This is a genomic window from Streptomyces sp. R35 (assembly GCF_041053035.1).
Taxonomy (GTDB): Bacteria; Actinomycetota; Actinomycetes; order Streptomycetales; family Streptomycetaceae; genus Streptomyces; species Streptomyces lutosisoli.
In genome coordinates, this window is the sequence record NZ_CP163440.1 from 414,906 (window position 1) to 436,457 (window position 21,552).

The following is a 21,552-nucleotide window of genomic DNA, read 5'->3' on the forward strand; positions in this document are numbered from 1 at the left end:
TGCCGGCGGTGTGCCGGAGCAGGTCCGACGATGTATCAGAGCAGGTCTTCGATCGTGATGGGCATCTTGCGGATGCGGCGCCCCGTCGCGTGGTGGATGGCGTTGGCGATGGCCGCTGCGGCGCCGACCTGGCCGACCTCCCCGACGCCCTTGACACCGAGCGGATTGACGATCTTGTCCTCCACCTCGATGAGTTCGATGTCGACCTCGGGGGCGTCGGCGTTGACCGGGACGAGGTAGTCACCCAGGCTGGAGGCGACCCAGCGGCCGCGCCGCGAGTCCATGTAGTTGGCCTCCAGGAGAGCTTGGCCCAGTCCCCACAGCATGCCGCCCATCAACTGACTGCGGGCCGTCTTGGCGTTGAGCACCCTGCCAGGGGCGAAGGCGCCGACCATCCGCCGGACCCGGGCGAGGCCGAGGTCGGGGTCGACGGCGACCTCGGCGAACTGGGCGCCGAACGTCATCATCCCGTAGTTGTTGACGATGTGCGAGGGGGACCAGGCGCCCGCGGCTTCGACGTCGGGCAGGAAGTTGCGGTGGAGCAGGTCCCCGTAACTCTCCCCGATGTTGGGCTGGTCGCGCAGCGTCATGCGGCCGTCCCGCACGACGACGGTGCTGGGATCGGCGCCGTGCAGCGGCGACTGGGCATCGCCGACGGCCTGGGCGACGAGCTGGTCGCGCAGGTTGGTGGCCGCGGTGTGGACGGCGGCGCTGATCATGCCGGCTCCCGAGGAGCCGACCGCGGCCGCGATGGTGGGCAGCGTGGTGTCACCGCCCTCGAAGCGGCACCGCTCGACGGGCAGGCCCAGCGCGTCGGCGGCGACCTGCGTCATCACCGTGGCGACCCCGGTGCCGAAGTCGGGCGTGGCGGCCTGGACCACGGCGGTGCCGTCGGCGTACAGCCGGGCGCGGGCCCGCTGCGGGTTGTTCGGGCCGTAGACCGGATAGCCGGCTGTGGCCATGCCGTAGCCGATGAGCCAATGGCCGTCGCGGTGCGAGCGGGGTTCGGGGTTGCGGCGCTGCCAGCCAAAGCGCTCTGCACCGCGCTGGTAACACTCCTTCAGGCCCGTGCTCGACCACGGGTTGCCGGTGTTCGGATCCGTGTCGGTGTAGTTGCGCAGGCGCAGTTCGATGGGGTCGATGCCCAGTTGCTGGGCGAGGTCGTCCATCGCGCACTCGAGGGCGAACATGCCCGAGGCCTCGCCGGGGGCCCGCATGAAGGTGGGCGTCATGGTGTTGGCGCGGATGAGCCGGTAGACGCCTTCGTAGTTCGGGCAGGCGTAGATCTGGCCGGCCACGCCCAGAGAGGGTTCGGCCCAGTCGTCGAAGTGCGAGGTGGGCGAGAGTTTGTGGTGCCGCAGCGCGGTCAGCCGCCCCTCCGTCGTCGCGCCCAGGGTGATGCGCTGCTCCTGTTCCTCCCGGTGCCCGACCGAGGTGAACATCTGCTCACGGGTGAGGGTGAGCTTGACCGGGCATCCGGTCATGCGGGAGGCGAGTGCGGCCAGTGCGGGATGGGCCCAGATCATGGCCTTGCAGCCGAAGCTGCCGCCGACGAAGTGGGAGATGACGCGGACCTTCGACGGGGTGAGACCGAGCAGTGCGGCGACGGTGAGCTGGGTGGCCGCCACGCCCTGGGTGGCGTCGTAGAGCGTGAGTTGGTCGCCGTCCCAGGCCGCGGTGGTGGCCGACGGCTCGATGGGGTTGTGGTTGTTGGCTGCGTAGGTGTACGCGGCGTCGATGCGCACATCGGCCTGGGCCAGGCCCGCCTCCACGTCCCCGCGCTGGTTCCGGCCCGGGATGAAGCCCGCGAAGATCGCCTCGGGCTCGTAGGCCTGCTCGCGACCCTGGTCCAGGGTTGTCACCGAGGGTGTCTCCTCGTAGCCGACGCGCACCAGGGCGGCGGCGTGCTGGGCCCGCTCGAGGGTGTCGGCGACCACGACGGCGACGGGCTGGCCCGTGTAATACACGACCTCGTCCTGCAGAGGGAAGAAGGTCTGGCCCGGGGCGGGCATGCCCGCGAGCGAGGGAATCAGCGGAGGCTGCGTCGCGATCTTGGGCAGATTCTCGTGGGTGAGGATCACGAGCACTCCCCGGGCGTCCATCGCCTCGGTGGTGTCGATGTGGGTGATCCGTCCGCTGGGCACCCGCGCGCCGACCAGGACGGCGTAGGCCAGGTTGTCGAGGTGGATGTCCGCCGAGTAGTGCGCGCCGCCGGTGACCTTGTGGCGGCCGTCGACCCGGTCGGTGGGCTGTCCGATCGCGAGGACTGTGGTCATGACGGGCTCCCCGTTGCGGTGATGGTCTCCAGGACGCGGACCATGGTCCGTCGGGCCAGCTCAGCCTTGAACGCGTTGAGCTGCGTGGTGCGGGCGGGGGCCAGTTCCTCGCGGGCGGCTCGCGCGAAGGTCTCGCGGTCGGCGGGCGCTCCGCGCAGGACCTCCTCCGCTCGGCGGGCCCGCCAGGGCTTGGTGGCCACTCCGCCCAGGGCCAGTCGTACGTCGCCGATGACGCCGTCCGCCAGGGGCACCACGGCTGCAACGGAGGTCAGGGCGAACTCGTACGACTCGCGGTCGCGCACCTTCAGGTACATCGACGTACGGGCCGCCGCCATGCCCGGCACCTCGATGCCGACGACCAGCTCACCGTGCTCGATGGGGTGCTCCAGATGCGGGGTGTCACCGGGCTGCAGGAAGAAGTCGTCGATGGCGTAGACGCGTCGGCCACGAGGCCCTTCGGTGTGGATGCGAGCGTCCAGGGCCATCAGGGGCACGGCGACGTCCGAGGGGTGGGTGGCAATGCAGTGGTCGCTGACGCCGAGGACGGCATGGCCGCGGTTGAAGCCGTCCAGGGCGCTGCACCCACTGGCGGGTTCGCGCTTGTTGCACGGCGACACGCCATCACGGAAGTAGCCGCAGCGGGTGCGCTGCATCATGTTGCCGCCCATGCTGGCCATATTGCGCAGCTGCGCGGAGGCTCCCAGGACGAGAGCTTCGGCCATCATCGGAAACCGTTCGCGCACCATGGGCGCCTCTGCCACGTCGCTCATGCGCGCCAAGGCGCCGATGTACAGGCCGCCGTCGGGCCGGTCCTCGATCTGAGTGAGCGGCAAGTCGTTGATGTCCACGAGCCGGCGCGGCAAAAGGACGTTCTGGCGCAGCAGGTCGACCTCGGTCGTGCCCCCGGCCAGGAAGTCGCTGGTGGGGTCCGAGGAAACGGTGGCGATGGCGCCGGCGATGTCGCCGGCGCGGGAATAGCTGATGGGCCGCACGGCAGATCTCCCTAGGCCTGGTCGCGGACGGTGCGGATGGCGGCCCGGATGTGCGGGTACGCGGCGCAGCGGCAGATGTTGCCGCTCATCCACTCCCGGATCTCGGCGTCGTCCGAGGCGTGGCCCTCCTTCAGAAGCGCCACCGCGGACATGATCTGGCCGGGTGTGCAGAAGCCGCACTGGAAGGCATCCTGTTCGATGAACGCGCTCTGCATGGCATCCAGTTCATCACCCTCGGCCAGCCCCTCGATGGTCGTCACCTCGCGCCCTTCGCAGGTGATGGCCAGCGTGAGACAGGACAGGATTCGGCGCCCGTCGACCCACACCGTGCACGCACCACAGGTGCCCTGGTCACACCCCTTTTTACCGCCCGCCAAATGCAGGTGTTCGCGCAGCGCGTCCAGGAGACTGACCCGCGGCTCGATCTCCAACCCATGCTCGGTGCCATTGACCGACAGCATGACCTTCACCGGGCCGGGGCCACGTTCCGGCAGGACGGGGGCCTCAGCCACCCGTGAGGGATATTGCGTATCAGACACGAATGAACCTCCTCAAAATTCATGTTCATCCTGTTTCCCCCGAAAGCAGACCGCCAGTCGGCACGCTGGACCGCCCGTCAGTTCACGCTGCCGAGACCGGTCATATGGCGCGCCGCACAGCGGTCGCCGGCCGCCACGCCCACCAGCACGACACGCTCCACCTCCGCGAGGCTCTCGAAAGCGAGAGTGAGGCCGACCGCGGCGAGGGCGCCCGCGAGCCGCTCGGGCCGCCGCGCCCCGACAACCGGCACGATGTCCACGCCGCGGGAGAGCACCCACGCGACGGCGACCTGGACGACCGATGCCCCAAGGCATCCGGCAACCGAGCCGAGGGCCGCATCGAGCGCGAGGTTCTCCCCGCTGAAGCGCGGGATCTGGCTGCGGGCACCATCGGGATAGTGATCATTGACGGATTTGTCAGACAACGCGCGCAAGCTCGACGCCGACCACCTCGTCCCGCTCGTCGAGGCCTGGGACAGCGGGGCGTCACAATGGCCGGCGAAGGAGCGCGAGGTGTACGCCCATGGCCTCGACGACGCACGCGCCTTGATCACGGTGTCCGCGGCCGGCAACCGCTCCAAGTCCGACCAGGACCCCAGTACATGGCTGCCGCCCTTTGCGGGCTACCGCTGCCAGTACGTCACTGATCGGGTCGCCGACAAGACGCGGTACGGGCTCGCCGTCGATCCCACCGAGCAGGCTGCGCTCGCCGAGTCACTCAGCCACTGCCCCAACGAGCCCATCACGGTCGTAATCGCCCGGTAGCGCTTCGCGCACATCCCGTTTCGCCGCGGGTTTGGCGCGTGCCCGAAGGTGGTGTCAGTCCGTGGCCCAGGCGCGGAGCTGGGCGGCGACTTCCTGAACGCGGGCGCCCTTGTGGTTTGCGCGCATGACGAGCGCGAGGGCGTCTTCCGGCTCGTAGCGCATGAGCAGCTCGGCGTGAAGACGTTCTCCGTCCAGGCCGACATGTCCGCGGTGCCCGACATCGAGCGCCTCTTCGCCCAGGCCATGGAGCAGTTCGGGCAGATCGACATCGTCGTCGCGAACACGGGCATCGAGTTGATCAACGTCCCCTTCGTCGAGATCACCGAGGATCAGTTCGACCGGCAGTTCGGCATCAACACCGAGGGCACGTTCTTCACCCTCCAGGCGGCGGCCCGGCACGTCGTCGACAACGGCCGGATCATCAGCATCGGCTCGAGCACTGCGGTCGTTCCGTTCGCCGGTCAGGCGCTCTACGGCTCGAGCAAGGTGGCGCCGCACTACGTCGTGGGGGTGGCGGCGCAGGAGCTCGCGGACCGGGGCGTCACCGTCAACACCATCATGCCGACCGGCATCGAAGGCGCGGGCGTCTTCACCGAGCCCAACCCGGATGACCCGCTGCGGCAGTTCATCGCCCAGCCCGGGCGCATCGGCCGCCGCATGGGGACCGTGGACGACGTCGCCGACGCGGCCGAGTACCTCGCGTCGGACCTGGCGGCCTGGGTCAGCGGACAGGGCCTGGTGGTGACCGGCGGCGCGCTGCAGTGACCACGTCACACAGCGGCACGGCGGACATGTCCACTGACATGTCATCAGACACGTCACTGGACATGTCACTCGACGGGCGTGCCGGGGCCCGCCTGGCTCAGACAGCGCTCAAGCCGTCGCAGAAACCCGTCGAAGGACTCCTCCGCAGGCCAGGTCTCGTAGGCGGTGATCGTGGCGGCTACCGCGAGGTTCAGCTGCAGGACGGGAGTCAGGTCGTCGGACCCGGCGACGCGGGACCGGGCCCACCGCCTCAGGTCCTGGAAGAACTGCTCACCGAAGCTCTGGGCCGACTGCGCGAACGCGGGCGACTGCGCCTTGAGATGCCGCTGCAGAGGCACGCGCTCGCGCAGGCTCTCGCAGAACCCCGTGAGGATCGTGGTGAGCGAGTCCCAGAGCGGTTCGTCCGCGGGGCGCTCGTCCATCAGGGCCTGCCAGTTGAGCCGTTCCGCAGGGTCCTGGTCCAGGACCGCGGCGTCCTTGCTGGCGAAGTAGTTGAAGAAGGTGGCGCGCGAGACGTCCGCGGCGGCCGCGATCTGCTCGACGGTCGTCGCCTCGTAGCCCTGCTCCTCGAAGAGCCGCACCGCGGCGGACTGGATGGCGCGCCAGGTCGCCAGCTTCTTGCGCTCGCGCAGGCTCATGGTTCCTCCCATGAGCCCCATCCTACGGCCTATTTTCTGGACGAATATATTTCTAGAGCAGCCTATCTTTGGACGAGTCTAAGTTTCTGCGTTACGGTGAATGAGGCACCGGGGGGCAGCCCCCGAAGCCCGCCCCTCAAGGAGGAATCATGAGCAAGGTCTGGTTCATCACCGGTACGTCCCGCGGCCTCGGCCGCGCGTTCGCCGAGTCCGCCCTGGAGCGCGGCGACAAGGTCGCCGCCACTGCCAGGAACGTGGCCACACTGGACGACCTGGTCACCAAGTACGGCGACGAGGCCGTACTGCCCCTGGCCCTCGACGTCACCGACAAGGCGGCGGTCGCCGGCGCAGTGAGCGCCGCACACGAGAAGTTCGGCCGCCTCGACGTCGTCGTCAACAACGCCGGCTACGGACTGTTCGGCATGGTCGAGGAGATCACCGAGCAGCAGCTGCGCGACCAGATGGAGACGAACCTGTTCGGCGCGTTCTGGGTCAGTCAGGCCGTGCTGCCGATCATGCGCGCACAGCGCAGCGGCCACATCGTGCAGATCTCGTCCGTCGGCGGCATCGGCGCGTTCCCGTCGCTCGGCGCCTACCACGCCTCGAAGTGGGCGCTCGAAGGGTTCAGCGACTCCTTGTCCCAGGAGGTCGCCGGCCTGGGCATCAAGGTCACCATCGTCGAGCCGGGCGGCTTCGCCACCGACTGGGGCGGCTCCTCCGCCGCCCAGACCGAGCCGATCCCCGCCTACGACCAGGTCCGCGAGGCCATCGCGGCCCGCTTCGGTGAAGCCCGCTACGCCGAAGCCGGCGATGCCGGCGCCGCCCTGCTGCACATCGTCGACGCGGAGAACCCGCCGCTGCGCGTGTTCTTCGGCACCGAGCCCATCGAGGTCGTCGAGCCCCTCTACGCCCAACGCCTCAAGACCTGGAACGACTGGCAGCACGTTTCCCGGATCGCGCAGGGCTGACCGGGCACGCCGCCGCACGCAGCGGCTTCCCGCATTCGCACCGTAGAAGGAGAACTCATCATGGCCGACACAGCACCGACTCAGACAAACCTGGACATCGTTCGCGGAGTGTATGAAGCAGCGTTCCGGGGTGACATGGACGCGTTCGCCGCCGCAATGCACGAGGACTTCGAGGAGTACATCCCCCCGGTGCTTCCATGGGGCGGCGTCCGCCGGGGCCCGGACGCGTTCAAGAACGAGGTGCTCCCGCTGCTGAGCGAGGCGCTCGACTTCGGCACCATGCGCCTCGAAAGCCTCTCGGCCGACGGTGATCACGTCGCGGGCCTGCTGACGGCGGAATCCACCAAGGGCGACGATCTGCACATCGTCGAACACTGGACTCTGCGGGACGGAAAGGTGTGGCGCATGCGCGTCTTCTACTTCGACACCACTCCGCTGCTGGCTGCCGAGTAGGTACGTCACGGACGCCACACATCACACACGTCGTACACGGCACTCACGTGCGCTCACATCAGGAGACACCCTTATGTCCGTACCTCGGAACCCCGGCACGTTCAGTGCGACCACCACTGCCGCCGAGGTGATCGACGGAGTCGACCTGCACGGCCGCCGCGCCGTCGTCACCGGCGCCACTTCCGGCATCGGCGTGGAGACGGCCCGCGCGCTCGCGTCGGCCGGCGCCGACGTCACCCTGGCCGTCCGCAACACCGACGCGGGTGCGCAGGTGGCGGCGCGCCTGGAGGCGGAACTGCCATCCGGCGCAGGGAAGTTGTCGGTCGGCCGACTCGATCTGTCCGACCGGTCGACCGTCGCGGCGTTCGTCGCGGACTGGACCGGCCCGCTGGACATCCTCGTCAACAACGCCGGGGTGATGGCCCCGCCGGAGATCGCCCACACGGCGGACGGCCGGGAATGGCAGTTCGGCGTCAATCACCTGGGCCACTTCGCCCTGGCCACCGGCCTCCACTCCGCGCTCGCGGCGGCGAACGGCGCCCGGATCGTGTCGGTGAGCTCCGTGGGCCACCAGTTCTCCCCGGTCATCTTCGACGACCTGGACTACCGCTTCCGGCCCTACGATCCGTGGACCTCCTACGGCCAGTCGAAGACGGCCAATGCCCTGTTCGCCGTCGGTGCCGCCGAGCGCTGGGCCGACGACGGCATCACCGCCAACGCCCTGATGCCGGGCAACATCGCGGACACGTCCCTGGCCCGGCACATGGACATGGAGCAGGTGACCGCCTTCATCGCCTCGGGCGATCTCGCGCTGCCACCGCAGAAGACCGTGGAGCAGGGCGCCGCCACCTCGGTGCTGCTTGCCGCCTCCCCGACGGTCGAGGGCGTCACCGGCCGCTACTACGAGGACTGCGCGGAGGCCAAGCCGGTCACCGAGCGCGCAGGCAACGTCGGCGGCGTCGCCCCGTACGCCCTCGACCAGGACAACGCCGCCCGCCTGTGGACCGTGTCCGAGGACCTCATCCGCTAGTCCACTCCGTTAGTTCACTCCGTGGCGGCAGCGACCGTACACACGTCGTCGGCCACCAAGTGCGGGGACCCGACACCCGTGCCGGGTCCCGCCGCACCGTGCCGGAACGGCGACCGCCGCATCCCCGGTCCACCCACCCGGAACCCCCTGAACCACCCCGCACAGATCCAGGAACACCATGCCTGACACCACCCGTCTGACCACCCCGTTCGACCGCGAGTCCACCGCTGACGAGGTCCTCGCCGGCGTCGACCTGACCGGCAAGCGCGCCGTCGTCACCGGCGGCGCCTCCGGGATCGGCATCGAGACCGCCCGCTCCCTGGCCCGCGCGGGCGCCGAGGTGACCCTCGCCGTACGCAACACCGAGGCCGGCCGGAAGGCCGCGGCCGACATCACCGCCACCACCGGGAACACCAAGGTCGAGGTCGCCGCCCTGGAACTCACCGAGCGGTCCTCCGTGGCCGCGTTCGCCGACGCCTGGTCCGGACCGCTGCACATCCTCCTCGACAACGCCGGCGTCATGGCCCTGCCCGAGCTGCGCCTGACGCCCGAGTGTGTCGAGTACCAGTTCGCCACCAACCACCTCGGCCACTTCCAGCTCGCCCTCGGCCTGCACGACGCCCTGGCGGCCGAGGGCGGGCGCATCGTCGCCGTCAGCTCCTCCGCCCACCTACTCGCCCCGGTGGACTTCGACGATCTCCCTTTCGAGCGTCGCGCCTACGAGCCGTGGGCCGCGTACGGCCAGTCCAAGACGGCCGTCACGCTCTTCGCCGTCGAGGCGTTCCGGCGCTGGGCCGGTGACGGCATCACCGTCAACTCCCTCAATCCGGGCGGCATCCGCACGGCCCTCCAGCGTCACCTGGAAGGCGAGAACCTGGACCAGGCGACCAAGGAGATCTTCGACGCGGTGCCCTGGCGCACGCCTGAGCAGGGCGCCGCCACGTCCGCCCTCCTCGCCGGTTCACCGCTGGTGGACGGGGTCGGCGGGCGCTACTTCGAGAACAGCAACGAGGCTCTCCCCATCGACCCGGCTACGGCCGTCCAGAGTCCGGAGCCGTCCGGCGTGGCTCCCTACGCCCTGGACCCCGAGTCCGCCGAGCGCCTCTGGGACATATCCCTCCAGCTGCTCGCACGCCAGCTTGATCTTTAACCCGTGCGGCGGGGTCGTGAGGTGGTTGACTTCTTCGTTCGCTGGTTCGCCGATGGTGTTTTGCGGGGTGTGTGCACGTCGTGGCGGGGTGTGGGTCGGGTGTTCTTTCGGCCCGGTGGCCGTCCGGGGCCGGGGCGGGTGGGTTTCGGTGCTTGGGCCGGACAGGCGGCTTGTGGGCGGATGTGCCGAAAGTCGCGGCGGGCTCGGGCGGGGGTGAGCCTGTCCGGCGGGATTGGTCTCTCCCACGGCCGACGCAGGTCGGCCGCCAGCGGGCGGGCGAGCCGCAGTTCGGTGTAGGCGGCGAGGATCAGCCAGGTCCACCGGTCCGCCGCCTCGGGGGTGCGGATCTTCGGGGAGGTCCAGCCGAGGGTCTGTTTGGACAGGCGGAAGGTGTGCTCGGGGGCGTAGACAGTCGCTGGCAGACGTTCTGCGGTGGCGGTTGAATGCCTTGGTGAGTGACTACTGGACGCCCGCTCATCAGGCGGTCGAGCACGAGGATGCAGAGACCCTGGCGCGGTTGCTAGCCAACGGTTCCGATCCCGATGAGGCCTTCAGCAACATGACGCTGCTGACGCACGCTATCGACGTCGAGGGCGATGGCTCCCTGCAGAGCCGCCAACCGTTGACTGTGCATACCACTGCAGTGCTGCTGGCCTTCGGGGCTGATCCAGAACTCGCAGATCCAGACGGCCGCACCCCCATGGACATGGCCAATCATTACGGCCACGACCCGGCGGTGAAGCTGCTGCGAGCCCACATCAGCGGGCGAGCCGCCGGTAACAGATGAGCGTGCAGGCGATACTCGCGAAGGCCAGAAAGTGCTCGGCCTTACGCTCGTAGCGACGATGGAGACGGCGGCAGCCGGCGAGCCAGGCCATGGTGCGTTCGATGGTCCAACGATGACGTCCCAAACGCTGTGAGGTCTCAACTCCCTTGCGGGCGACAGTTCAACGCGGGCCTTCTTGGCGGCGTAGTCCGGGTCGCGGGAGGTCTTCCAGGTCTTTATGCGTTGAAACGAGACGCCCTCCTCTCGGAGCAGAACCCGAAGGCCCTCGTGGCTGATGTCGCCAACCACCCCCTCAGCGCCAGGAAGTCGGCCAGCTTGGCCAGGCTCCAGGTCGAAAACGGCAGGCCGTGCTCAGTCGGCCTGGCCTTGGCAATCTTCTTGATCTCGCGCCGCTCGGGCAGCGTGGAGGTCTTCGGCCGGGCCGCCCTTGTACTTCGGGTAGAGCGAATCGAAGCCGTCGGTGTTGAAGTTGTGGATCACGTCTCAGACCCGGTCTGTGCTGGTGAACGTGACCTCCATGCCCTGCGCCGACAGCAACACCATCTGGGCCCGCCGCCAGGTCACCACCGACCCCGTGCCGCGGCGGAAGTCCGCAGCAACCACCGGCCCTCACCGTCATCGATCTCACGGACGCGTACTCGTTCAGCCACCCGCACAGCCTGACGGTCACGTGCCACCCAGGACAGGACCCGTGGCGCGCCAATCACTCCTCTCCGACCGCCTCTGCCACCACTTCCTCACCGTCGATCCGGAACTGCAACTGGGCAGCCCATCGGGGGCCCGGTGGCAACGCACTGACCTCAAGCCGATTGAACACCCAAGCACCCTACGTGCGTACTGGCCGTCACAGATCCTTTCCTGCGACCAGGTGTGGGCGTCTGGCCAACTGCCAAGTCGACGTCCCCAAGGGGCGAACGTTGCCTGATGCGGCACTAGCGTTGGCCCAACTCCGATGACAACCAGTCCAAGATCCCTGTCACAGGTCACGGCCTGACCAGGCTCGTGGCAACGCGTGCACTGGGCCGCGGAGCCTTCTTCGACCGGGAGCGTCGCCTGTCACCGCAGCTGGCTGAATGCCTGGTCGGCATCGGCTACGGCCTCGGGGTGGACGTCGTGGGCGGTTCGACCGTCGGCGATCTTCTGCCAGTTGGTCCGGGCGAGCACCCGTTGGACCGCGAGTACCTGGGCGGCTCGCAGGCGTGCCTGGATGCCTTCGCCGAGGGCGTCCGCCAGTGCCTCCTCGTCCTCGAGCTGGTACCGCGTGAGCCGTCCCGCCAGGCTCGGTGTGGTGAACACCAGCCGATGGAACGCCACCACCTCGGGATGATCGTTGAGACCGGTGACGGGGTCGTACCGATCGAGGCCGGCCCGGAAGTGCCGGTGCAGCGCCGTCACTGGCTTGATGCCGGACCTGCGGTCACGTACGACGCGTGCCGCCTCGCCCTGGTGGTCCGCAAACCGGTGCAGCACCAGGTCTTCCTTGGTGGGGAAGTACCGGAAGAGGGTCGGCTTGGAGATCTCGGCCGCCGCGGCGACGTCGTTGACCGAGACGCGGTCGAAGCCGCGCTCCAGGAACAGCGAGACGGCCGCGTCGCCGATGGCGTCGCGCGTCCGCTCCTTTTTGCGGGCCCGCAGTCCCGTCGGCTCGCTCACATGACCACAGTAACATTCGTGACCAGGTTGCTTTTTTAACCAAGTAACGTTTTCATGGGCGGCATGAATCAGATGGACATTCCTCCCGTGCTCGTAACCGGGGCGACGGGCCGGGTCGGCCGCGTCGTCATCGACCAACTCCTCAACGCGGGCGTGCCGGTCCGCGCCCTCACCCATCGCTCCGAGGCGGCGGCGACCCTGCCGGCGAAGGTCGAGGTCTTCACCGGCGACCTCACCGTGCCCGAGTCGCTCGACCCGGCATTGAATGGCGCCACTGCGGTCTTCCTCGTCTGGACCGCCCCGCCTCAGACCGCCGCGGCAGTCGTCGAGCGGCTGGCAGCCCACGTGCGGCGGGTCGTCTTCCTCTCCTCCCCGCACCAGACGCCGCACCCCTTCTTCCAGCAGCCCAATCCCATGGCGGTGCTGCACGCCGACATCGAGCGGCTCATCGCGGCCACCGGACTCGAGTCGACGATCCTCCGGCCGGGGATGTTCGCGTCGAACTCGCTGGCCTGGTGGGCGCCCGCGATCCGGGCCGGCGAGGTCGTCCGGTGGCCTTACAGCGCTGCCGAGACGGCACCGGTCGACGACCGCGACGTCGCAGCCGTCGCGGCGCGGACGCTCTATCAGGACGGATACGCCGGAGGCGACTACGTCCTTACGGGCCCCGAATCGCTGACCCAAGCCGCGCAAGTGGACGTCATCGGTGACGCCCTGGGGCGCCGGATCGCACTCGAGGAGATGACGCCGGACGAGTTCCGAAGCCTGTCGGAGGGTACGGTGCCCAGCTCGGTCGTCGACATGCTGCTCGCCGCGTGGAGCGCGGCGGTCGGACAGCCCGCGTACATCACCACTGCGGTGGCCGACATCCTCGGGACGGCGCCGCGAACGTTTCGCCAGTGGGCCGTCGACCACGCCACCGCGTTCACGGAGGGTTCGTAACCTCGTCGACCGCGACCCGTGCCTGGCCGCAGCCCTCAGTTTGCCGTCGCCCGGGCCCTCGCCCCCGGGACGTGCCGGGCGCGTGGGTGCGTAAGGCTCAGGCGGCGCGGGGCATCGTGCGTACCGACAGGACGCGCGCCTGCGGTCCAAGTGCGCGACATCGAGTGGCACCTGCCGGCCCGACTGAACAGTGCAGGGTTAGAACACCGCCTCTTCACCAGTCCGCCCACCGAGCCAGGCGCCGTCCCGATCACCGCGATGCGCCACCCGGCCGCCCCGGCGACCACCGCCGGCCTTCCGAACCCCGACCATGGCGCGCCCGCGACCTGCGCGGCCCGACGCACACCACCCAAGCACGGCAAAGGCCTGTACCCCCTGCGAACTCGCAGGGGGTACAGGCCTTTTGTGCGTACCGTCCCCTCAAGCATGCGCGGGTACAAGGCCGGTGCCGGTCTCATCTCTCAGGACCTCATGACGAGGCCCCCGTACCTCCGGATCCCGGAGGTACGGGGGCCTTTCTGCGTTTCTGCCCCCAACTACCCGCTGCGTGCGGACGGCTGAGCAACCGCTCTTGGACCGGTGAGACGAGATGGACACCGGGCGAGCGTGCGGGGTGCTGCAGACCGCGGGTAGAGGAGGCCTGGTTATTACGGCGTAATAGCTGTCAGAGCTAGGAGATCACCGGCGGGATCGGTTCGTGAGGGCGGGCTGCCGCAGTGAATGCTCCGAACAGTGCCGCCTAGAGCGTCCTGTGGCCCGCCATGGGTGCGGAGGGCTACGTGGTGCTCTGCGTCTCCACGCCTACCGCCGTGCTGGTGGCTTGGACATGCCGCCAACGGCTAGGCGGGAGCAGTATCTGGTGTTGTGTCACATGTTTCCTACGGGAGCGGATGCTGCCGCTCAAGGGCGCTGACGATGCGGCCGGTCGGGAACGACAGCCGTCCCACCGGGACGACCCATTGCGCCCACGCGGACAGCGGCTCCGGCAGGGGCAGTCCGGCGTCGGCAACGGCGGCAGCAGCCTGATCCAAGCCGCGAAGCAGCGCCTGCCACTGCTGCGCCCGGACAGGCGTCATGCGCGGGTCGGAGTCGTTGCACCAGCCCCCAGGCTCGCGGCGCGGGGTCAGCGTGGACCGGAACTGCGTCCACGTTTGATGAGGGTCACTCGCAGCGGCGTGGTGCAGGTGCAGGAACAATGCTGGCCCAAGTGACGGATAGGCCATGAGCGCGGGGAGCAGAATCATGCTGCTCCGGTAAGGCCAGTAGGCCCCGACACGTTGTCCACCCCGCTCAGCGTCCGGAGTGGCAGCGTGTTGTTCGGCGAGATCAGTGTCGCGCTGTGCGTGGCGCATCGCTGTGAGCAGTCCGTAGCTATTGGCGAATCGCTTGGCTGCCCGTGGCGCAGACACCAGCAGTGGAGGTCCGAGCAGATCCATGAGCGTGATCTCGTCTGGGGTGAGAGTCAGCGGGTCGACCCGCTCAACAACTCGAGCGGCTGGCAACTTCGCCCAGGCGTCGGACGGGTCGGCCAGCCCTTCGCCTCCTGTTGCATCAGCAGGGTCTTCAGTGTCTGCAGACGGTTCATCCGTGCCCGCATGTCTTGACATCCTCCCCCTCTTAAAAGAGGGGGAGGATGTCAAGACCGCCTCCGCCGCAAGGTCCGGCGGCTGGCCGGGCGGGATCCGGAGCCGATCGCGGGCGTGATCGACTCCCAGTCGGTAAAGGCGGACGCCGTCGTCGGATCCGACAGCCGCGGCTTCGATGGCGGCAAGCTGGACGGCAAGCGGGGCTGGTAGGGCCCGAGTATGTGTGAGGCCAAGATTTGTACGGCCGTGGCGGCTGCAGCTCTGGTTGCCTTCACCCCCGTTCCCGATCGAACCGCCGGACGAAGACCTGGAGGACGAGTCCGGGGCGTCTACCGCCTCGGGCGTCAGGTGGTCTTGCCACCCCGCCGGGTGTCGGTCCGCGCCCAGTCCGCGGCCCATTGCTCCATGCGCCGCCGATCCAGGCAGGCCCTTGTGACATGGGCCCCGGCTGCCGCAAGTCCGCTGGCGGTCACTGCGGCCAGCACGCCCACCAGGTCCGCCTGCAAGCGTGCCTCCTCGTGCGTCACGGGCTTCGAGGTGAGCACGCCGTGCTGGTCCGTCCACACCGTGACCCGGGTTCCGGCCGGGGTGTCGGGCCGTACCTTGGTCTGGCTGGTGCGTGTCGAGCCGTCCGGTGCGGTCCAGCGGGCCGTGGCCCACACCCTGTCGTCGTCGGCCGCACCCGCGGAGAGCTTGCCTTTCGCGTCTTCGACGAGCACGGCGGTGACCGCCTGTCGCTCCACCCGCTGCCGGTCGAGATCACGCTCCACTGCCCCCTGGGTCACCAGACCGGCCAGGAGACCTCCTACCAGCGCCAAAACGCACGCGGTGAGCAGGACCCAGGCTTCGAGGACGTCGCTGCGTCGCCTGAGCGGGTTGCGTCGCCACCGCCACAGCCACACCGTCGAGCGCTGCGTCCTCGCCATCGGTCGGCACCCCCTTGCCAGCGCCGCCATCACACACTTTCAGTGTCCTCCCTGGAGCGCCCGGTGGCTCCCGGAGGCACGGCAGCGCTGAGGCTCTTCCGCGGAGCTGGCCGGACGGCATGCGGGAGCGGAGAATGGTGCTGTTGCCCTGCTCGCCGGTTGGGCGGTGGTCGGATTGACGCAGCAGTATCTCGTCGGGGAGACGTCCGTGCTTCTGGCGGAGTTGCAGGCATCCGGCACCGATCCGATGGCCGTGCGCGAACTCGCACGACTGCGTCGCGAGGCGGAGACCGGTCCGGTCAGCAAGCTCGGCTGGGTGGCCCTGCGCGCGCTGGAACTGACCGACGTGCTGTGCCTCGATTCTCTGCGTCGGGGAGACGTCATCGCTTTCGCCCGCCAGTGCGCCTGCGGGGCCGAACTGCGCGAGTTCTCCGTCTGCGCGCAGCTGGCCGACGTGTGAGACCTCGGAACGCCGTCGCGTGAGGGCGCGACTGTGACGCTTCCCGGCGCCTACAATTGAAGAGTTCTTCAATTGGTTAGTTGCGGCGGTTGATAGATGATCCAGGGTGTGGAGGTCGGGGTGGGCACAGTCGTCGAGGCGCTGCTGGCGCGGGTGAGGGCGGCGCGCGCCGGGCTGGCGGCCGCCGTGGCGGCCGACGACCCGTACGCCGTGGCGGTGGCGCGGGACGAACTGGACGACGCGGTGCGGCTGGCCTGCGGCTACGGGCTCGACGTCGAGGTCGCAGGGGCGGACGAGGAGTGATCGGCATGCCGGTTCCGCTGTACGAGGCGAAGGCGGAGTTCTTCCGGATGCTCGGGCATCCGGTGCGGATAAGGGTGCTTGAACTGCTGCAGGACGGGCCGCTGCCGGTGCGCGACCTGCTTGCCGCGATCGAGGTGGAACCGTCGAACCTGTCGCAGCAGCTGGCAGTGCTGCGCCGCTCCGGGATCGTCACCGCCACCCGGACCGGCTCGACCGTGGTCTACGAGCTGGCAGGTGGGGACGTGGCCGAGCTGCTGGCCGCGGCGCGACGGATCCTGTCCTTTCTGCTGTCGGGTCGTCAGGAGCTGCTGGAGGAGCTGCGTGCCACGGAGCCGGCCCGGTGATGGGCGGACGCCCGTTCCGACCGGGCGTGAACGCCCGGGGTTCCGCACTAGGCACTGTTTCTCGGGTCATGTTCGGAGCCAGATGGCGAGGGCTGCGAGCGTGATCCGAGAAACAGTGCCTAGATGAGACCCTCATCGACACACCGATCGTCCGCCACCCTGACCACGCGGTCTACACCCGCCGCCACGGCCGCCGCTACGGACTGGGCAGCTACGCCCACGACGCGCTCCCACTGACTCCGTCCCCGACGCTCACATCGGCCGAACCTCCCTTCCAGGAAGCAGCCTTCGGCACCGCCATCGCTGAGGCCACCGCCCTTGTCCCGGCCTTCCGACAGGTACCCCAGGGACGGAGGCTCAACGGTGTGTTCGCCCTGACCCCTGATGAACTCCCCCTGGTCGGCCCCGCTGCGGGGGTACCCGGCCTGTGGTTCGCGGAAGCTTCCTGGGTCACCCATGCCGGCGGCGTCGGCCGACAACTCGCGAACATGCTTCTGGAAGCCGGCAACCTCCTCGTCGCCCCCGATCGCCTGTCACCCGGCCGCTTCGCCCCCTGGAGCAACGAGAAGATCCGCGAGAGCGCGCTCGGCCACTACCGGGGCATCTACGACGCACACTGATGCACGCCTTGGAACAAGAGGGCCGAGCAGATGTCCACACCCGTGGAGGGGTTGAGTTCGTTCCGGGGCGTGCGATGAGGTGGCCGCGTTCGAAGCCGGCTCGGCGCGGACGAGCGCGGCGAGGTGGGGTGCGTTCACGGCTCGCCGGCGGGCCTTTCACGCGCTGGGGCGTACGCTGCGTTCGGCGATGCGGATCAGGGGGCGCTCCGGTACCAGGCGGCTGACGACGCGTGACACCAGTGCATTGCCGGCGCCGTCGACGACGGTCGCCTTGCGTCCGCCGAGCGCCGCGAGTGCTGTGGCGACGACCTGCTGCGGTGTGCGCCGGCTGCCGACCGACGCGTTGTCACCGGCCACGTCGAAGAACGGGGTGTCGGTGGCGCCCGGGCAGATCCCGAGGACGGTCACACCGGTGCCGCGGGTCTCGCCCCAGAGGGAACGCGTGAAGGACAGGACGAATGCCTTCGTCGCGGAGTACACCGCCATGTGCGGTACCGCCTGGAATCCGGCCGTGCTGGCGACGTTGATGACGGTGCCGCGCCCGCGCTCGACCATGCCGGGCAGGAGCCGGGTGGTGTTGCCGACGAGCGTGCCGACGTTGAGCTGCACCTGGGAGGCCATGTGGCCGGGGTCGGCCTCGGCGAGGTCGCCGTGGGAAGCGAAGCCGGCGTTGTTGATGAGGATGTCCACGGCGACGCCCTGCTCGTCGAGCGAGCGAGCGAGGGTCTCGGAGGAGTCGGGCAGGGAGAGGTCGAGGGCGATGGGTGTGACGGTCACGCCGTGCTTGGTCCGCAGGGTCGAGGCGAGCTCCTCCAGCTTGTCTTTCGAACGGGCGACGAGGACCAGGTCCACACCGCGGGCGGCCAACTGTCGGGCGAACTCGGCGCCGATCCCTGACGAAGCGCCGGTGACGACGGCCAGCTGGGAGGTGAAAGTGTCCGAGTAGTTCATGTCTGTCTCCATACCGACTTGAAGGTTTTTTTCTTGGCGATGAAAAGGCCGAGGTGGCCGACGTGTGTGATGTCCGGCCTGCCTGCGTTCAGTGAGCTTCGATGGTCGCCTCAATGACTTCGGCGAGAGCGCCCGCTGCACGGCGCAGCTCTTCGGGAGTGGCGCGCCCCGTGGCCTCGAGGACGCCCTTCAGTCCGTCGAACGCGCCCACGAATACGGTCGCCAGCGTGTGGGCGTCGGCCGGAAGGTGCAGGTCGCCCGCACGGGCGCCGGCCAGGAGGAGTTCTTCGACCAGGTCGACCCACTCTGCGAGAACGGACACCTGGGCGTGCTCCTGCGGTGACTCGGTGGTGAGCTCGCGGTCGAGCCGTACGACGGACCATCCCGCGGGTTCGGCGATGACGAGGTCCACGAGGACGGGGACGAGTCCGCGTACCTGCGCGGCCGGCCCTCCCAGCCCCTCGAGCTGCCTGCGCACATGCGCAAGCATCCCCTGCTTCTGATCGTCGACGACCGCATGGGCCAGGGCGGCCTTGCTCTTGAAGTGGAAGTACACGGCACCCTTGGTGAGGCCGGTCTCGCTCACCACGTCGTCCATCCGCGCCAGGGCATACCCCTTGGCATCGAAGACACGGGCGGCGGCGCGCAGAATCTCCCGGCGCGTCGCCGCACCCTTCGGTGTCAGTTGATCCACTGGCCTTCCCATGCCCCCGATATTAAATACCTTCGAGTCGGTATTTCAAGTTGATCAAGAGTCGCGCTACCCCGGAGGGCCCCGCCCGCGGCGACTGGAGTGCGCGGAATGACCGGCCGGATGCCGGTTGCCCGATCCGGGAATCGTGGAGGCGTGGAGGCGGCCCGGACCGCCTTCGACGAGGCCCTGGCGGGCCGCGGACTGGTCTCAGCCAAGCATGCCGCGCACAAAACGGCGAGCAGCCCCATCCCCGCCAGCATGAGCGGCGGCGACTCCTTGGCCGCGGCGGCCTGTTCGGCGCGCGGCCGGGCGAAGAAGCCCACGCCGAGTGCCTTGACGAACACCGCCGCCGCAAGCCCTGCCGACAGGGCGATCACCGCCACCGCCAGCGGCAGCACGATCGCCACGGTCACCCCGGGCACGGCCAGCCCATGGATCATCGACTGCAGCAACAGCCACTCGCTGATGAATCCGTTGCCCGGCGGCAGCGCCACCGCCCCCAGCGCGCCGAGGGCGAACAGCCCCGCCGTGACCGGCATCCGGGCCCGCAGCCCGCCCAGCAGGTCCAGGTTCCGCTCCCCGGTGGCACGCAGCACCGAACCCGCCGCGCCGAACAACAGCGCCTTGAAAGCAGAGTGATTGACGACGTGCAGCAGCGCCGCCGCCAGCGCCAGACCGGCCAGCGCCGTGTCACCGGCGTGGGCGAACAGCCCCGCCGCACCGACGCCGAGAACCACCAGGCCCATGTTCTCGGATGTCGAATACGCCAGCAGCCGCTTCAGGTCCGAGGCCATCGCGGCCTGCAGGATCCCGTACACCGCCGAAAGCCCGCCCATGACCATCACCAGCAGCCACCACCAGGCCGGTCCCCCGCCGAGCAGATCGAATCCGACGCGTACGAGACCGTAGACACCGAGGTTGACCATGGTCGCGCTCATCAACGCTGACACCGCGCTGGGCGCTTCCGGGTGCGCCCGTGGCAGCCAGGCGTGCAGCGGCACCAGGCCCGCCTTCGAGGTGAAGGCCACGGCGGTCAGCACGAAGACGAGCCCGCGCAGGGCCGGCGACACTGCCGCCGTACCCGCACGCAGGTCGGCGAAGGTCTCGCCCCCGGCCTGGGCGGCGTACGCGGACAGGCCCGCCAGCAGCAGGACGAGCCCGAGATGCGTCGTTACGGCGTACCAGACAGCCGCCTCCCGTACGGCGGGCCGGGCGCGGTGCTCTGCCCGGACGAGGAGCAGCGAGGTGAGCGCCATCAGCTCCCACAGCAGCAGGAACGTCGACACCGAGGCCGCCGCCGGCACCAGGATCAACGTGAGCGCGAACAGCGGCAGCAGTGCCTGCGCGCCCCGCGAGCCGAGCCCGTGTGAACCCTCTCCGTGCGCACCGTGCCCGGACACATAGCCGATGCCGTAGATCGCCACCGCCGCCACCACGACCCCGGCCACCGCCATGAACAGTCCGGACAGAGCGTCCACCGCAAGATACGTTCCGGCCAGTGGGAGCAGTCCGGGTACGTCGGCCGACCAGAGGCTTCCGCCCAGTGCGGCCACACCCGCCGCGACACCGGTCACCCCCACACCCGCCGTCAAGACGCCCACCACCGCGCCGCGCACCCGCTCCGGCAGCACCAGCCCGGCCGGCGCGCCCGCCACACCCAACGTGGTGGCCGTCTCGAGGGCGGCCGGAATCAGGCTCACCGGCCGGTCACTCTCCTCAGCGCCGCGACGATCTCGCCCGGCTCCGGCGGGCACCCGGGCACCGCCAGATCCACCGGTACGACATCGGAGACGGCGCCCTCGACGCCGTAACCTCCGGCGAACTCACCACAGTTGATTGCGCAGTCGCCGATCGCGACGACCAGCCGGGGCTCGGGCATCGCGGCGACCGTGCGACGCAGCGGCTCGGCCATGTTCCGGGTCACCGGCCCGGTCACCAGCGCCACGTCGGCGTGCCGGGGCGAGGCCACCAGCCGGGCCCCGTACCGCTCGGCGTCGTACACCGGGTTGAAGGCGCCCGCGATCTCGATTTCGCAACCGTTGCACGATCCCGCGTCCACGCACCTGACCTGCACCGATCCGCCGAACTACTTGGTTGCGGACGGCTGTTCACCCGCAGGCCTGGGCGGGGCGGGCTCGGCCACCCGCCCGGCGCCGCGGATCTTGCGCAGCAGGCCCATGAACCCTCCCTGAGCGTGTGAGGACTTGTCCGCCGGTGCCCAACAGGCCACCCTGGACCGGAGTTATGCCACGCGGAGGTGTAGCGGCCGTCTCCCGCACCGCAGAGCGCTGTCAACTCCTGGAAGACGGCCGCCGATTGAGGGCCGTCGTTACGACGGCGGTTTCGCCTGCGTCTGGGCAGCCTGCAGATCGGCGAGCAGTTCGGCCTGCCCGGCTAGCACTCCGGACAGGATGGTGCGGGCGACCGTGAGCAACTCGGCGATATACGGGCTGGTCAGCGAGTAGAACACCGTCGAACCCTCCTTGCGGGTCACCACCAGGTTCGCCCGGCGCAGCACCGCGAGCTGTTGAGACAGGTGGGCCGGCTCGATCCCCACCTCGGGCAGCATCTCCGCCACCGCGTGCTCGCGCTCACTCAGCAGCTCCAGCACACGGATGCGCGCCGGATGGCCGAGCGTCTTGAAGAACTCCGCCTTCAGTTGGTACAGCGGCGTGCTCATCGTGTCGCCGCCTCCCCGGTACAGCAGCAC

26 protein-coding genes and 2 pseudogenes are annotated in these 21,552 nt (G+C 69.2%); 12 read left to right on the plus strand and 16 right to left on the minus strand.

Going from position 1 to position 21,552, the window contains the following annotated elements; translation table 11 throughout:
* Nucleotides 1-35 precede the first annotated feature (35 nt).
* The 4 genes from AB5J50_RS02085 to AB5J50_RS02100 form a co-directional block, all read right to left on the minus strand.
* A complete protein-coding gene (locus tag AB5J50_RS02085; RefSeq protein WP_369254331.1) occupies nt 36-2,276 on the minus strand; it encodes a xanthine dehydrogenase family protein molybdopterin-binding subunit in 2,241 nt (746 codons plus the stop codon).
* Nucleotides 2,273-3,268: a xanthine dehydrogenase family protein subunit M gene (locus AB5J50_RS02090; RefSeq protein WP_369254333.1), complete on the minus strand. Its 996-nt coding sequence runs from the start codon at nt 3,266-3,268 to the stop codon at nt 2,273-2,275. Before AB5J50_RS02090 ends, AB5J50_RS02085 begins: the two co-directional genes overlap by 4 nt.
* Nucleotides 3,269-3,279: 11 nt before the next feature.
* On the minus strand, nt 3,280-3,780 hold the full coding sequence (locus tag AB5J50_RS02095; protein WP_369265277.1) for a (2Fe-2S)-binding protein: 501 nt from the start codon (nt 3,778-3,780) through the stop codon (nt 3,280-3,282).
* A 104-nt stretch (nt 3,781-3,884) separates the two neighbouring features.
* Entirely contained in the window at nt 3,885-4,232 is a 348-nt protein-coding gene (locus AB5J50_RS02100; RefSeq protein WP_369254335.1) for an aldo/keto reductase, read from the minus strand.
* On the opposite strand from AB5J50_RS02100, the gene AB5J50_RS02105 reads away from it, so the two are divergent.
* Both AB5J50_RS02105 and AB5J50_RS02110 read left to right on the plus strand, forming a co-directional pair.
* Nucleotides 4,222-4,572 carry an HNH endonuclease family protein gene (locus tag AB5J50_RS02105; RefSeq protein ID WP_369254337.1) on the plus strand — a complete coding sequence of 117 codons (351 nt, stop codon included), beginning with the start codon at nt 4,222-4,224 and terminating at the stop codon, nt 4,570-4,572. The two genes, AB5J50_RS02100 and AB5J50_RS02105, sit on opposite strands and share 11 nt — an antisense overlap.
* Before the next feature lie 51 nt (nt 4,573-4,623).
* The gene (locus tag AB5J50_RS02110; RefSeq protein ID WP_369254339.1) at nt 4,624-5,337 is read left to right on the plus strand and encodes an SDR family NAD(P)-dependent oxidoreductase; all 714 of its coding nucleotides are present in this window, start codon (nt 4,624-4,626) and stop codon (nt 5,335-5,337) included.
* Between the two features lie 65 nt (nt 5,338-5,402).
* Here AB5J50_RS02110 and AB5J50_RS02115 read toward each other — a convergent pair whose 3' ends face one another.
* The gene (locus AB5J50_RS02115; RefSeq protein ID WP_369254341.1) at nt 5,403-5,987 is read right to left on the minus strand and encodes a TetR/AcrR family transcriptional regulator; all 585 of its coding nucleotides are present in this window, start codon (nt 5,985-5,987) and stop codon (nt 5,403-5,405) included.
* Between the two features lie 137 nt (nt 5,988-6,124).
* On the opposite strand from AB5J50_RS02115, the gene AB5J50_RS02120 reads away from it, so the two are divergent.
* From AB5J50_RS02120 to AB5J50_RS02135, 4 genes are all read left to right on the plus strand, one after another.
* On the plus strand, nt 6,125-6,943 hold the full coding sequence (locus tag AB5J50_RS02120) for an SDR family oxidoreductase (RefSeq protein ID WP_369254343.1): 819 nt from the start codon (nt 6,125-6,127) through the stop codon (nt 6,941-6,943).
* A 108-nt stretch (nt 6,944-7,051) separates the two neighbouring features.
* Complete coding sequence (locus tag AB5J50_RS02125) at nt 7,052-7,396, plus strand: nuclear transport factor 2 family protein (RefSeq protein WP_369254345.1); 345 nt, start codon at nt 7,052-7,054, stop codon at nt 7,394-7,396.
* Between the two features lie 73 nt (nt 7,397-7,469).
* Nucleotides 7,470-8,426, plus strand: a complete 957-nt coding sequence (locus AB5J50_RS02130; RefSeq protein ID WP_369254347.1) for an SDR family NAD(P)-dependent oxidoreductase — start codon at nt 7,470-7,472, stop codon at nt 8,424-8,426.
* A 178-nt stretch (nt 8,427-8,604) separates the two neighbouring features.
* Entirely contained in the window at nt 8,605-9,576 is a 972-nt protein-coding gene (locus AB5J50_RS02135) for an SDR family NAD(P)-dependent oxidoreductase (RefSeq protein WP_369254349.1), read from the plus strand.
* Here the strand turns inward: AB5J50_RS02135 and AB5J50_RS02140 are convergent.
* Nucleotides 9,573-9,974, minus strand: a pseudogene (locus AB5J50_RS02140) (transposase); the annotation flags it as partial. The gene AB5J50_RS02135 and the pseudogene AB5J50_RS02140 sit on opposite strands and share 4 nt — an antisense overlap.
* A gap of 53 nt (nt 9,975-10,027) precedes the next feature.
* Here AB5J50_RS02140 and AB5J50_RS02145 point away from each other — a divergent pair.
* Nucleotides 10,028-10,363, plus strand: coding sequence for an ankyrin repeat domain-containing protein (locus AB5J50_RS02145; protein ID WP_369254351.1), 336 nt, complete (start codon nt 10,028-10,030; stop codon nt 10,361-10,363).
* Here the strand turns inward: AB5J50_RS02145 and AB5J50_RS02150 are convergent.
* The 3 genes and pseudogenes from AB5J50_RS02150 to AB5J50_RS02160 form a co-directional block, all read right to left on the minus strand.
* Nucleotides 10,335-10,532, minus strand: a pseudogene (locus AB5J50_RS02150) (transposase); the annotation flags it as partial. The gene AB5J50_RS02145 and the pseudogene AB5J50_RS02150 overlap by 29 nt on opposite strands.
* Nucleotides 10,533-10,714: 182 nt before the next feature.
* Nucleotides 10,715-10,843: a hypothetical protein gene (locus AB5J50_RS02155; protein ID WP_369254353.1), complete on the minus strand. Its 129-nt coding sequence runs from the start codon at nt 10,841-10,843 to the stop codon at nt 10,715-10,717.
* 576 nt (nt 10,844-11,419) lie between these two features.
* The gene (locus tag AB5J50_RS02160; RefSeq protein WP_369254355.1) at nt 11,420-12,016 is read right to left on the minus strand and encodes a TetR/AcrR family transcriptional regulator; all 597 of its coding nucleotides are present in this window, start codon (nt 12,014-12,016) and stop codon (nt 11,420-11,422) included.
* Nucleotides 12,017-12,079: 63 nt separating this feature from the next.
* Here AB5J50_RS02160 and AB5J50_RS02165 point away from each other — a divergent pair, with 63 nt between their 5' ends.
* Nucleotides 12,080-12,958: an NAD(P)H-binding protein gene (locus AB5J50_RS02165; protein WP_369254357.1), complete on the plus strand. Its 879-nt coding sequence runs from the start codon at nt 12,080-12,082 to the stop codon at nt 12,956-12,958.
* A gap of 878 nt (nt 12,959-13,836) precedes the next feature.
* Here the strand turns inward: AB5J50_RS02165 and AB5J50_RS02170 are convergent.
* Nucleotides 13,837-14,034: a hypothetical protein gene (locus AB5J50_RS02170; protein ID WP_369254359.1), complete on the minus strand. Its 198-nt coding sequence runs from the start codon at nt 14,032-14,034 to the stop codon at nt 13,837-13,839.
* 854 nt (nt 14,035-14,888) lie between these two features.
* Complete coding sequence (locus AB5J50_RS02175; RefSeq protein WP_369254361.1) at nt 14,889-15,470, minus strand: hypothetical protein; 582 nt, start codon at nt 15,468-15,470, stop codon at nt 14,889-14,891.
* 175 nt (nt 15,471-15,645) lie between these two features.
* Here AB5J50_RS02175 and AB5J50_RS02180 point away from each other — a divergent pair, with 175 nt between their 5' ends.
* From AB5J50_RS02180 to AB5J50_RS02195, 4 genes are all read left to right on the plus strand, one after another.
* On the plus strand, nt 15,646-15,930 hold the full coding sequence (locus AB5J50_RS02180) for a hypothetical protein (protein WP_369254363.1): 285 nt from the start codon (nt 15,646-15,648) through the stop codon (nt 15,928-15,930).
* Nucleotides 15,931-16,050: 120 nt separating this feature from the next.
* Nucleotides 16,051-16,233, plus strand: a complete 183-nt coding sequence (locus tag AB5J50_RS02185; RefSeq protein ID WP_369254365.1) for a hypothetical protein — start codon at nt 16,051-16,053, stop codon at nt 16,231-16,233.
* Between the two features lie 5 nt (nt 16,234-16,238).
* Nucleotides 16,239-16,577: an ArsR/SmtB family transcription factor gene (locus tag AB5J50_RS02190; RefSeq protein WP_369254367.1), complete on the plus strand. Its 339-nt coding sequence runs from the start codon at nt 16,239-16,241 to the stop codon at nt 16,575-16,577.
* A gap of 146 nt (nt 16,578-16,723) precedes the next feature.
* Entirely contained in the window at nt 16,724-17,197 is a 474-nt protein-coding gene (locus AB5J50_RS02195; RefSeq protein ID WP_369265278.1) for an FAD-dependent oxidoreductase, read from the plus strand.
* 156 nt (nt 17,198-17,353) lie between these two features.
* Here AB5J50_RS02195 and AB5J50_RS02200 read toward each other — a convergent pair whose 3' ends face one another.
* From AB5J50_RS02200 to AB5J50_RS02220, 5 genes are all read right to left on the minus strand, one after another.
* Entirely contained in the window at nt 17,354-18,148 is a 795-nt protein-coding gene (locus tag AB5J50_RS02200) for an SDR family NAD(P)-dependent oxidoreductase (RefSeq protein WP_369254369.1), read from the minus strand.
* Nucleotides 18,149-18,236: 88 nt separating this feature from the next.
* A complete protein-coding gene (locus AB5J50_RS02205; RefSeq protein WP_369254371.1) occupies nt 18,237-18,854 on the minus strand; it encodes a TetR family transcriptional regulator in 618 nt (205 codons plus the stop codon).
* Complete coding sequence (locus AB5J50_RS02210) at nt 18,830-20,542, minus strand: proton-conducting transporter membrane subunit (RefSeq protein WP_369254373.1); 1,713 nt, start codon at nt 20,540-20,542, stop codon at nt 18,830-18,832. The genes AB5J50_RS02205 and AB5J50_RS02210 overlap by 25 nt, the downstream gene beginning before the upstream one ends.
* The gene (locus tag AB5J50_RS02215; RefSeq protein ID WP_369254375.1) at nt 20,539-20,901 is read right to left on the minus strand and encodes an NADH-quinone oxidoreductase subunit B family protein; all 363 of its coding nucleotides are present in this window, start codon (nt 20,899-20,901) and stop codon (nt 20,539-20,541) included. Before AB5J50_RS02215 ends, AB5J50_RS02210 begins: the two co-directional genes overlap by 4 nt.
* A gap of 270 nt (nt 20,902-21,171) precedes the next feature.
* On the minus strand, nt 21,172-21,522 hold the full coding sequence (locus AB5J50_RS02220) for an ArsR/SmtB family transcription factor (RefSeq protein ID WP_369265279.1): 351 nt from the start codon (nt 21,520-21,522) through the stop codon (nt 21,172-21,174).
* Between the last annotated feature and the right edge of the window lie 30 nt (nt 21,523-21,552).

Bases quoted from the DNA above. Each gene is read 5' to 3' on its own strand.
- AB5J50_RS02085 (WP_369254331.1), bottom strand. From the start codon at position 2,276: ATGACCACAGTCCTCGCGATCGGACAGCCCACCGACCGGGTCGACGGC.
- AB5J50_RS02115 (WP_369254341.1), bottom strand. From the start codon at position 5,987: ATGGGAGGAACCATGAGCCTGCGCGAGCGCAAGAAGCTGGCGACCTGG.
- AB5J50_RS02120 (WP_369254343.1), top strand. From the start codon at position 6,125: ATGAGCAAGGTCTGGTTCATCACCGGTACGTCCCGCGGCCTCGGCCGC.
- AB5J50_RS02130 (WP_369254347.1), top strand. From the start codon at position 7,470: ATGTCCGTACCTCGGAACCCCGGCACGTTCAGTGCGACCACCACTGCC.
- AB5J50_RS02135 (WP_369254349.1), top strand. From the start codon at position 8,605: ATGCCTGACACCACCCGTCTGACCACCCCGTTCGACCGCGAGTCCACC.
- AB5J50_RS02165 (WP_369254357.1), top strand. From the start codon at position 12,080: ATGAATCAGATGGACATTCCTCCCGTGCTCGTAACCGGGGCGACGGGC.
- AB5J50_RS02170 (WP_369254359.1), bottom strand. From the start codon at position 14,034: ATGACGCCTGTCCGGGCGCAGCAGTGGCAGGCGCTGCTTCGCGGCTTG.
- AB5J50_RS02175 (WP_369254361.1), bottom strand. From the start codon at position 15,470: ATGGCGAGGACGCAGCGCTCGACGGTGTGGCTGTGGCGGTGGCGACGC.
- AB5J50_RS02190 (WP_369254367.1), top strand. From the start codon at position 16,239: ATGCCGGTTCCGCTGTACGAGGCGAAGGCGGAGTTCTTCCGGATGCTC.
- AB5J50_RS02200 (WP_369254369.1), bottom strand. From the start codon at position 18,148: ATGAACTACTCGGACACTTTCACCTCCCAGCTGGCCGTCGTCACCGGC.
- AB5J50_RS02205 (WP_369254371.1), bottom strand. From the start codon at position 18,854: ATGGGAAGGCCAGTGGATCAACTGACACCGAAGGGTGCGGCGACGCGC.
- AB5J50_RS02220 (WP_369265279.1), bottom strand. From the start codon at position 21,522: ATGAGCACGCCGCTGTACCAACTGAAGGCGGAGTTCTTCAAGACGCTC.